The organism is Intrasporangium sp. (assembly GCF_051961875.1).
GTDB lineage: Bacteria > Actinomycetota > Actinomycetes > Actinomycetales > Dermatophilaceae > Intrasporangium_A.
The window spans coordinates 1-9,390 of sequence record NZ_JBQCCV010000227.1 but is presented as its reverse complement, the minus strand read 5'-3'; the positions used below and the strand labels follow the sequence as shown (position 1 = coordinate 9,390).

Annotated in this window: 9 protein-coding genes; 3 read left to right on the top strand and 6 right to left on the bottom strand. The window is 71.3% G+C overall.

All coding sequences use genetic code 11. From position 1 onward, the window contains the following. The first annotated feature begins 529 nt into the window (after window positions 1–529). Window positions 530–1,036, top strand: a complete 507-nt coding sequence (locus ACTHJJ_RS13440; protein ID WP_440303444.1) for an FBP domain-containing protein — start codon at window positions 530–532, stop codon at window positions 1,034–1,036. A gap of 125 nt (window positions 1,037–1,161) precedes the next feature. Here the strand turns inward: ACTHJJ_RS13440 and ACTHJJ_RS13435 are convergent, their stop codons facing one another. From ACTHJJ_RS13435 to ACTHJJ_RS13410, 6 genes are all read right to left on the bottom strand, one after another. Then, window positions 1,162–1,497: a hypothetical protein gene (locus ACTHJJ_RS13435; RefSeq protein ID WP_440303443.1), complete on the bottom strand. Its 336-nt coding sequence runs from the start codon at window positions 1,495–1,497 to the stop codon at window positions 1,162–1,164. A 95-nt stretch (window positions 1,498–1,592) separates the two neighbouring features. After that, window positions 1,593–1,967, bottom strand: a complete 375-nt coding sequence (locus tag ACTHJJ_RS13430; RefSeq protein WP_440303442.1) for a PspC domain-containing protein — start codon at window positions 1,965–1,967, stop codon at window positions 1,593–1,595. A gap of 112 nt (window positions 1,968–2,079) precedes the next feature. After that, a complete protein-coding gene (locus ACTHJJ_RS13425) occupies window positions 2,080–3,342 on the bottom strand; it encodes an MFS transporter (RefSeq protein ID WP_440303441.1) in 1,263 nt (420 codons plus the stop codon). A 124-nt stretch (window positions 3,343–3,466) separates the two neighbouring features. Then, window positions 3,467–6,469 (bottom strand): bifunctional [glutamine synthetase] adenylyltransferase/[glutamine synthetase]-adenylyl-L-tyrosine phosphorylase, encoded by a 3,003-nt coding sequence (locus tag ACTHJJ_RS13420; RefSeq protein ID WP_440303440.1) that lies wholly within the window; start codon window positions 6,467–6,469, stop codon window positions 3,467–3,469. A 1-nt stretch (window position 6,470) separates the two neighbouring features. Further along, a complete protein-coding gene (gene glnA, locus ACTHJJ_RS13415; RefSeq protein WP_440303439.1) occupies window positions 6,471–7,808 on the bottom strand; it encodes a type I glutamate--ammonia ligase in 1,338 nt (445 codons plus the stop codon). Between the two features lie 43 nt (window positions 7,809–7,851). After that, window positions 7,852–8,064, bottom strand: coding sequence for a methionine aminopeptidase (locus ACTHJJ_RS13410; RefSeq protein WP_440303438.1), 213 nt, complete (start codon window positions 8,062–8,064; stop codon window positions 7,852–7,854). An 83-nt stretch (window positions 8,065–8,147) separates the two neighbouring features. Between ACTHJJ_RS13410 and map the strand changes: the two genes are divergently transcribed. Beyond that, window positions 8,148–9,011 (top strand): type I methionyl aminopeptidase, encoded by an 864-nt coding sequence (map, locus tag ACTHJJ_RS13405; protein ID WP_440303437.1) that lies wholly within the window; start codon window positions 8,148–8,150, stop codon window positions 9,009–9,011. 41 nt (window positions 9,012–9,052) lie between these two features. Next, window positions 9,053–9,390: ROK family protein (locus ACTHJJ_RS13400; protein ID WP_440303436.1), on the top strand; the 338-nt coding region annotated here is incomplete at its 3' end.

Here is a 9,390-nt window from a genome sequence, read left to right as displayed (position 1 = left end):
TCTAGGAAGGGTCGTATAAGGCTCCACCTCTGAGTTTTTAATGGTCGTCTGAAACGGCGGCTGACGTGCGAGAACGTCCGTGGACGACACCCACGTCAGCCGCCGTTTCGCGTTGGCATCCGGTCCCTCTCGGCGGGGCCTGACCGAATTGGGGATGAGGCGCTGCCACGGACCACGTACGATGCTGAGGTCGTCGTAGGGGCGGCCGCAGGACACGAGGAGCGAGCAGGTGCCTTACGTCGCCGCGGGATGCGAGGTGGCCACTCTGGCCTGCTCGGCCGCCGGCCGGACCCGCGTCCGGACCACCTGACACCTCGACCCCGTTCTCCACGCCACCGGTGTGCGGCGTACGTTCCTCGTGGTCGGTGCCAGGCGACTCGGCGCGCACCCTCATCAACCCTGCCGCGCGCTGGTCCCGTGCCCGTCGACCCGGGCTCCGTCATGTGGTGTTGCCCCAGGCTCGCCCTTGGCACACGGCAACCGTGACCGACCATCGCGGCTTCCGCCGCACCGAAAGCAGATGACGACCATGAATCCCTTGACCGAGAAGCAGATCCGCGCCTCCTTCATCAACACGACCCGGCGCGAGACGACACAGGCGCTGCTGCCCGACCTGACCGGGGCGAGGTGGGACCAGCTCGACTACCTCGGCTGGCGCGACCGCAAGGCGCCCCTGTTGGCCTACGTGGTCCTCGAGCTCGACGCAGTGCCGACGGGCATCCTCCTGCGGGCCGGCGCAGCGAACCAGACCATGGTGCGCCGCAAGGCGCTGTGTGCCTGGTGTCGAGACCTCGCCAACGTCGAGGCGGCCATGTATGTCGCGCGACGGGGTGGCTCCGCGGGCCGGGCGGGCAACACCATCGGAACACTGGTCTGCGAGGACTTCTCGTGCTCGCGCAATGTGCGTCGCCCGCCAACCAGCAGTGAGGCCGGCACGGACGCCGACCTGGTGCGGCAGCTCATCGTGCAGGAACGCATCGCCGGGCTGCGGGAGCGGGCCACCCGCTTCGTTCAGGAGGTCGCGGCGACCCTCTAACCGCGACTGGTGGACGCGTATGGCGCTGAGCTTGCTCCCGCTGCCCCGGGCCGTTCGGGGCTGCCCGGCCGGACGGTGGCCAGGTGTGCGACGGCGAGTGTCCCGCCCACGAGCACCACGGCGAGTCAGGTCACCGAGATCGCGACGAGCTCGAACCGGTAGGCGAGGTCGCTGCCGTACAGGGTCGCCATGACGGCGAGCGCCGCGATCACGAGCACGACGATGAGCATCGTCACGACGATCGCCGGGTACATCCACAGGTAGTCGCGGGGCACGAACCGGGCAGCGTGGGCGTAGGGCGGCGGGATGCAATCTGTCGCGCACAGGGTGCCGGAGCGCGGCTGTGTCGTAAAGGCCACGGCGAAGGTCGCCAGGGTGAGGACCGCGATGAGCAGTCCGAGCCACCCGAGGTGGCGCCCGCCTCGTCGGTCCGGTTGTGGGGGTAGGCGTGCTGGCTGCATGAGGGCACCTCTACCTGCCCTCCAGTCGACGTCACGGCACGGCCCGGGGGCCGTGACGGAGGTCCCGCCACCGCCCTAGCAGGCCGGGGTCAGGGTCAGGCTCTGGACCCCGGTGCCTCGCCGTCGGTCCCGCGGTCGTCGGTCCGGAGCCAGTCCTCGGCCAGGATCCTCCCGTCCTGGTTCGGCAGCAGCACCCAGGCGAGGAGGTAGATGCCGACGCCGGTACCAGCGAAGAGCGCGAGGCCCGCGACGATGACGCGGACGACGCTGGCGGAGACGCCGAGTTGCCCCGCGAAGGCGGAGCAGACGCCGCCGAGCCAGCGATCGGTGCTGTTGCGACGGAGCGGCTGCCGGCGCAGCCAGCGGAAGACCGGCTGGGCGCGCTCGGCCACGGGGGCCGATGTGGAAACCTGCGCGGGGGCGGCGCCGGTGGTGTCAAAGTCCGGGTTCGGAGAATGCAGCGAGGTCATGACTCAACTCTGCTCCTCGGCGGCCGGCGCCACCATCAGGTTCAGCCCCGATCCTGCCCTGAGCGAGCCCTGAGGACCCGTCCACGCGGTCAGGGTCGGGACCCGACCCGCGTCACGCCGCTCGCGCCGTCCGGGGCGCGTATGCCGCGTCGACCGCCTGGCGGACGGCGACGTCGGGCCACCGGAGCCCGAGCAGGGCCACGAACACGAGGGACACGCCAGCGCAGACAGTGACCGCCGCCTCCGGACCCGTGTGCTTCGCGATCCACCCCGCGCCGAGGTACGACAGACCGGCCGCCCCAACGGAGACGGCCCCGGCGAGGCTGAAGATCCGGCCCCGAAGGGCCTCGGGAGTGACGAGGGTGAAGGTGGCCTGGAGCGGCACCATGAAGGCTTGCAGCATGCCGCTGACGAACCACAGCAGGGCCAGCACGACGTAGTGGGGGTGGAAGATCGTGGCGATGAGGGGGAGCGGCATGAGCATGGCGAGCGGGATGAGCGAGTTGTTCTGCCAGTGCACGTCGCGGCGTGTGATCAGCAGGATGCCGAGGACCGCACCGGCGACCGGGGCCGCCATCAGCAGACCGCTCCACCAGTTGTCGCCGGCGATGGGGATGGCCAGCGCCTCCGGAGCGGCGATGCCGACGCACGCGATGACGCTGAGCGTGATGAACCGAGCGAGGACGGGATGGTGGGCCATGTCGCCCACAGCGCCGCCCAGGTCACGGACGAATCCCACGACGCCCTTGCTCCGCTCCCCCGAGACAGGCCTCAGCTCGACGACGACGAGGATCGTCACGGCGGCGATGAGGAACGACGCGAGGTCGGCGAGCAGGCCCGCCTCCGCGCCCACCCAGGCGACGATGGCACCACCGACCGCAAGGCCCACCGCTTGGTTGGTCTGCTCGGACAGCGCGTTGAGCCCGATCGCCCGCGCGTAGAGGCGCCGGTCCGGGAACAGGTCGGTCATGAGGACCATGTTCGACGCGACGGCCGCGCCGCCGATGGTCTCGAGCAGGAACAGGACGGCGAAGATCGCCCGGAGCGGGGCCGCCTCCGATACGAGCACGATCAGGCCCACTACGCAGAGGGCCCGGAGCAGGTGCGCCCAGACGATGACCCACTTGTAGGGGAACCGGTCGACGAGCGGGCCGAGCAGGCTGCGGCCGAAGACGCTGGGCAGGAGGCTCACGGCCAGGGTCGTGGCGGTCATGAGTGGAGACTTGGTCCGCTGGAAGACGATGGCGGCGATCGTGATGCGGGCGATGTTGTCGCCCCACAGCGAGAGCGCCGAGACGAGGAAGATCGGGAGGTACTTCGGGGCCCGGAGGACGGCAAGCAGAGACGGCGCAGCGTTGCCCTTCTCCGTGGTCACGGGACGACGCTACCCCGGGTCACCCCATCGCACGACTTGAAACACAATCGGATGCTGTGGCCTGTGAACAGCGTCTCGGCCCCGGCCTCGCTCGGGGTCCCGGCGCCTCACCTGGGCCCGCGGTTCACTCGAAGAAGTTGGCATCCATGGCGTGCCGCGCACGACGAGCGACCCGCCGCCAGACCTCGCTCAGCTGGCCCCCAGAGCCCGGCTCGAGCCCGACGATGCGCGCGACGCCGTCGGCGTCGCGCAGGTCGGAGGGCAGGCTCTCCACGGGGCGTCCGCGCCACAGCATCCCGGCATTGCGCAGGCGGCTTGCGAGCAGCCATGCCTCGCGCAGGCTCTCGGCGTCGGCCGGCGGGATCAGGCCCGCCTCCTCGAGGCCGTGCAGCGCCCGCAGCGTGCCGGTGACCCTCAGGAGTGGACGGTCGTGGGCGTGGCAGAGCTGGCCCAGCTGCACGGTCCACTCGACGTCGGTGAGCCCGCCGCGTCCCAGCTTGACGTGGGTGCTGGGGTCGGCGCCACGCGGCAGCCGCTCGGCCTCCATCCGGGCCTTGAGGGTCCGGATGTCGCGGACCTGGGTGGCGTCGAGTCCGTCCGCGGGCCAGCGCAGCGGCTCGATGAGCTGCCGGAACTCGGCCGCGAGCGGGGCCGGGCCAGCGATCGGGGCGGCACGCAGGAGGGCCTGGAACTCCCACGTCAGGGCCCAGCGGTCGTAGTAGGAGCGGTAGGACTCGATGCTGCGGACGAGGGGCCCGTTCTTGCCCTCGGGGCGCAGGTCGGCGTCGAGCGTGAGCGCCGGCTCCGGTCCCGCGGTCGCGAGCAGCTTGGCCATCTCCTTGACGACCAGGGTCGCGCGGGCCTGCGCTGTCGCCTCCTCGGAGCCGGGCAGCAGGCCAAGGACGTACATGACGTCCGCGTCCGAGGAGTACCCCAGCTCCCCTCCCCCGAGGCTGCCCATCCCGACGACGAGCAGGTCCGCGCCCACCGGGCCTTCCCGCCGAGCAACCGCTGCGGTCGCGACGTCGAGCGTCACCTCGATGGTCGCGGCGGCGAGGTCGGAGAGGGCCCGGCCCACGTCCACGACGTCGAGCCGGGCGGTCAGGTCGGCGAAGACGATCCGCAGCAGCTCGTGGCGACGGATCGAGCGCACCGCGGGCATCGCCTCGTCCGCCGCGTCACGGCGCGCCACGGCGGCCCGCATCCGGGCGGCGATGGCTTCCCGCGACCGCGGCACGAGGCCGTCCGCCTCCCCGAGGATCCGCACGCTCTCCGGCGACCCGATGAGCAGGTCGGCCGCGAGCCTGCTGCTCGCGAGGACGTGGGCGAGCTGCTCCGCGGCGCGCCCCTCGTCGCGGAGCATCTTCAGATACCAGTGGGTCGTGCCGAGCTCGTCGCTGACCCGCCGGAAGGCCAGCAGCCCGGCGTCCGGGTCCGCCTCGTCCGCGAACCAGCCGAGCATGACGGGCAGGAGAGTGCGCTGGATGGCGGCCCGTCGGCTCACGCCCGACGTCAGGGCCTCGATGTGCCGCATCGCGCCGGCGGGGTCGCGGAAGCCGAGTGCCGACAGCCGCGCCCGGACCGCCTCCGGCGACAGGCCCACCTCGTCCGGCGTGAGCCGGGCGGCGGCGGCGAGCAGCGGCCGGTAGAAGAGCCGCTCGTGGATCCTGCGGACCTCCCGCGAGATCGCGGCACGGTCCGCCACGACGGCCGCGGCCGGGTCTCGCCGATGCCCCATCGACCGGCCGAGCCGGCGCAGGTCGGCCGCCGACTCCGGCATCAGGTGGGTACGACGCAGCCGGTGCAGCTGGATGCGGTGCTCGAGGCAGCGCAGCTGGCGGTAGTCGCGGTCGAGCGCCGCGGCGTCGTCACGACCCACGTAGCCCCCGCGGGCCAGGGCGGCGAGCGCCTCGAGGGTCGTCGTGGAGCGCAGGCTCGGGTCGGTCCGTCCGTGGACGAGCTGGAGCAGCTGGACGCTGAACTCGACGTCGCGCAGGCCACCCGGACCGAGCTTGAGCTGCCGCGAGGCCTCGGCCGCGGGCACGTGCTGCTCGACGCGACGGCGCATCGCCTGCACGTCGCTGACGAAGTTCTCGCGCCCGGCGGCCTCCCAGACCATCGGGGAGATCTCCGTCTTGTAGCGCCGGCCGAGGTCGAGGTCCCCCGCGGACACCCACGCCTTGAGCAGCGCCTGGAACTCCCACGTCTTCGCCCAGCGCTCGTAGTACGCCTTGTGGCTCGCCACGGTCCGCACGAGCGGCCCGTTCTTGCCCTCGGGCCGCAACGCGGCGTCGACCGGCCAGAGCGACCCCTCCTGGGTGGGAGTCGAGCAGGCCCGCATCAGCGCGGTCGCCAGCTGGGTGCCGACCCGTAGGGCCTCCTCCTCGTCGGCTCCCTCCGCGGGCTCGGCGACGAAGATGACGTCGACGTCGCTGACGTAGTTGAGCTCCCCGCCGCCCGTCTTGCCCATGCCGATCACCGCGAGCCGGCAGACCTCGTGCCCCGGACCGTACTGGGCACGGGCGATGGCGAGCGCCGCTTCCAGCGCCGCCTCCGCGAGCTCTGCGAGAGCCTCCCCCGTGGCCGGCATCGCGGCGACGGGGTCGCCGGCGGTCAGGTCGAGCGCCGCGATCCGCAGCAGGCCGCAGCGGTAGGCGATCCGCAGGGCGTCGTATGCCGTGTGCTGGCCAGGGTCGGTCACCGCACCCACCAGCTCCGCGCGGACCTCATGCCGGGGCTGCCGCTCCGCGCGCGCCGCGCAGGTCCAGTGGTCGGGGTGCCGGACGAGGTGGTCCACGAGCGCCGATGAGGCACCGAGGACCGCGAGCACCCGCTCCCGTGCCGGGCCCCCGCTCCCGAGCTCGGTCGCGAGGGCGTCGATGCCCACGTCGGCCGGCAGGTCCGCCGCGGTGAGCGCCTCGAGGAGCCGGACCAGCCCGAGCAGGGCCAGGTCGGGGTCGGCGGTCTCCCCGAGCGCGTCGAGGAGATCCTCGGCCAGCTGCCCCGACACGTCGCGCAGCGGGCGGAGGGCCTCGTCGTCGAGCAGCGAGCGGGCCCGGGTCAGGTCGTCGAAGCCCAGCCGTGCGAGCCGCCCGGCGAAGGACCGGGTCCGGTCGGTGGCCCGCACGTCAGAGACGCGGCAGGTAGCGGTCGAGCTCGAAGCGGCTGATCTCGTGCCGGTAGTCGAGCCACTCCTGCCGCTTGTTCCGGAGGAAGAAGTCGAAGACGTGCTCGCCCAGGATCTCGGCGAGCAGGTCGCTCTCCTCCATGACCTCGAGCGCTCGCCCGAGGGACGCGGGCAGCGGCTTGATGCCCATGGCGCGGCGCTCGGCGTCGGTGAGGCTCCACACGTCGTCCTCGCTCTCCGGCGGCAGGTCGTAGCCCTCCTCGATGCCCTTGAGGCCGGCCCCGAGGAGCACGGCGTAGGCGAGGTAGGGGTTGCACGCCGAGTCGAGGGAACGCACCTCGATGCGGGTCGACTGGCCCTTGCTCGGCTTGTGCATCGGCACCCGGACCAGGGCGGAGCGGTTGTTGTGCCCCCACGTGAGGTGGGCCGGGGCCTCGCCGCCTCCCCAGAGCCGCTTGTAGGAGTTGACCCACTGGTTCGTCACGGCTGTGATCTCGGCGCCGTGCCTGAGCAGCCCGGCGATGAACTGCCGGCCGGTCTTGCTCAGCTGGTAGGGCGCACCGGGCTCGTAGAACGCGTTCGAGTCGCCCTCGAAGAGCGAGAGGTGGGTGTGCATCCCCGAGCCCGGGTGCTCCGCGAACGGCTTCGGCATGAACGTCGCGTAGATGCCCTGGGTGAGGGCGACCTCCTTGATGACCGTCCGGAAGGTCATGATGTTGTCCGCCGTCGAGAGGGCGTCGGCATAGCGCAGGTCGATCTCGTTCTGGCCGGGAGCCCCCTCGTGGTGGCTGAACTCCACCGAGATGCCCATGCTCTCGAGCATCGTGATCGCCGCACGCCGGAAGTCGTGTCCGGTGCCGTGGGGCACGTGGTCGAAGTAGCCGGCGTCGTCGACAGGGATGGGCCGACCGCGTGGGCCGCGCTGCTGCTCGAGCAGGAAGAACTCGATCTCGGGGTGGGTGTAGAAGGTGAAGCCGAGGTCCGCTGCGCGGCCGAGGGCGCGCCGGAGCACGTGCCGCGGGTCGGCGACGCTCGGCGTGCCGTCGGGCATGAGCAGGTCGCAGAACATCCGGGCGGTGCCCGGGCTGTCACCGCGCCAGGGCAGGATTTGGAACGTCGTCGGGTCGGGCTTGGCGAGCATGTCCGCCTCGTAGACCCGCATCAGCCCCTCGATGGCCGAGCCGTCGAAGCCGATGCCCTCAGAGAAAGCCCCTTCGAGCTCGGCCGGCGCGACCGCGACCGACTTGAGCGTCCCGAGCACGTCCGTGAACCAGAGCCGGACGAAGCGGATGTCGCGCTCCTCGATGGTGCGCAGCACGAACTCTTCCTGACGGTTCATGGCTCGATCCTGCCGCACTCCTGTTTCGCGGGGGTTAACGCGGTCAGGGGGTGTCGCCCTCCGACCAGCCCGGGGAGGTCCCCTTGCCGTTCCATTCGCGGTCCTGCTCGTCCCATTGATCGGTGCGCGCCCTGGCGGCTGCGATGGCGTTGCGCGCCTCGGCCTCCGTGTCGTAGGGGCCCATCATCAGCTCACCGCGGCCCTTGGTCTCGTCGGTCTGCACCTCACCGGTGTCGACGTTGTACCAGTACTTCATGGCGAAAACGACCCTCCTGCCTGACCTTCAGGGTGCCCGGAGCCGCGCAGGGCAGCCGGGCTCGTCGCACTAAACTCCACCGTATGCCGGTTCGCTTCGCAAGTGTGTCCCCCCATGACGTCACCGCCCGGCGTCCCGTGCCGGCGACCATCGCCCGGCCGCACTACGTCGACGTGACCCGCTTCCGCGAGGACGGCGACATCCTCGTCAAGGACGCCGAGACGATCGACAAGATGCGCGAGGCCGGCCGGATCGCCGCCCGAGCAATGGCGGCCGCGGCCGAGCTCATCGCGCCGGGCGTCACGACGGACGAGCTGGACCGGGTCGCGCACGAGTACATGCTCGACCACGGCGCCTACCCCTCCCCGCTCGGCTACAAGGCGTTCCCGAAGTCGGTGTGCACCAGCGTCAACGAGGTCATCTGCCACGGCATCCCCGACCTGCGGCCGCTCGAGGACGGCGACATCGTCAACATCGACGTCACGGCATACATCCACGGCGTGCACGGCGACACGGACGCGACCTACCTCGTCGGTGACGTCGACGAGGAGTCCCGCCTGCTCGTCGAACGGACCCACGAGGCGATGATGCGCGGGATCAAGGCCGCCAAGCCGGGCCGGCAGATCAACGTCATCGGCCGGGTCATCGAGAGCTACGCGAAGCGGTTCGGCTACGGGGTCGTGCGCGACTTCACCGGCCACGGCATCGGCCTCGAGTTCCACTCCGGGCTCATCGTCCCGCACTACGACGCCGCCCCGAGCTACGACCTCGTCATGGAGCCGGGCATGACCTTCACGATCGAGCCGATGCTCAACCTCGGCACCCACGAGTGGGAGATGTGGGACGACAAGTGGACGGTGGTGACGAAGGACCGCCGCCGGTCCGCCCAGTTCGAGCACATGATCGTCATCACCGAGGACGGCAACGAGATCCTCACGCTGCCGTAGTCTCTGCCCCGAGACACGCCACGACGCGAGAAGCGAGGACCATGGGCACGACGGGTCGGCCACTCGGCATCGACATCGGCGGCAGCGGCATCAAGGGCGCCCCTGTCGACCTGGAGCTCGGCGCGCTGACCGAGAAGCGGTTGCGGATCGACACCCCGATCCCCGCCACCCCGGACGCAGTGGCGGACGTCGTCGACCAGATCGTGGACCACTTCGCGGCCGAGACGGGCGACTCCCCCATCGGCGTGACGGTCCCGGCCGTCGTGATCCGTGGCACAGTCCTCTCCGCCGCCAACATCGACCCCTCGTGGGTGAGCACCGACGCGGAAGCGCTGATCCAGCGCCATACGGGCCGTGCGGTGTCCGTCCTCAACGACGC

Coding starts and splice junctions, on each gene's coding strand:
- map (WP_440303437.1), top strand. CDS start 8,148: ATGCCGGTTCGCTTCGCAAGTGTGTCCCCCCATGACGTCACCGCCCGG.
- ACTHJJ_RS13440 (WP_440303444.1), top strand. CDS start 530: ATGAATCCCTTGACCGAGAAGCAGATCCGCGCCTCCTTCATCAACACG.
- ACTHJJ_RS13430 (WP_440303442.1), bottom strand. CDS start 1,967: ATGACCTCGCTGCATTCTCCGAACCCGGACTTTGACACCACCGGCGCC.
- ACTHJJ_RS13410 (WP_440303438.1), bottom strand. CDS start 8,064: ATGAAGTACTGGTACAACGTCGACACCGGTGAGGTGCAGACCGACGAG.
- ACTHJJ_RS13435 (WP_440303443.1), bottom strand. CDS start 1,497: ATGCAGCCAGCACGCCTACCCCCACAACCGGACCGACGAGGCGGGCGC.
- glnA (WP_440303439.1), bottom strand. CDS start 7,808: ATGAACCGTCAGGAAGAGTTCGTGCTGCGCACCATCGAGGAGCGCGAC.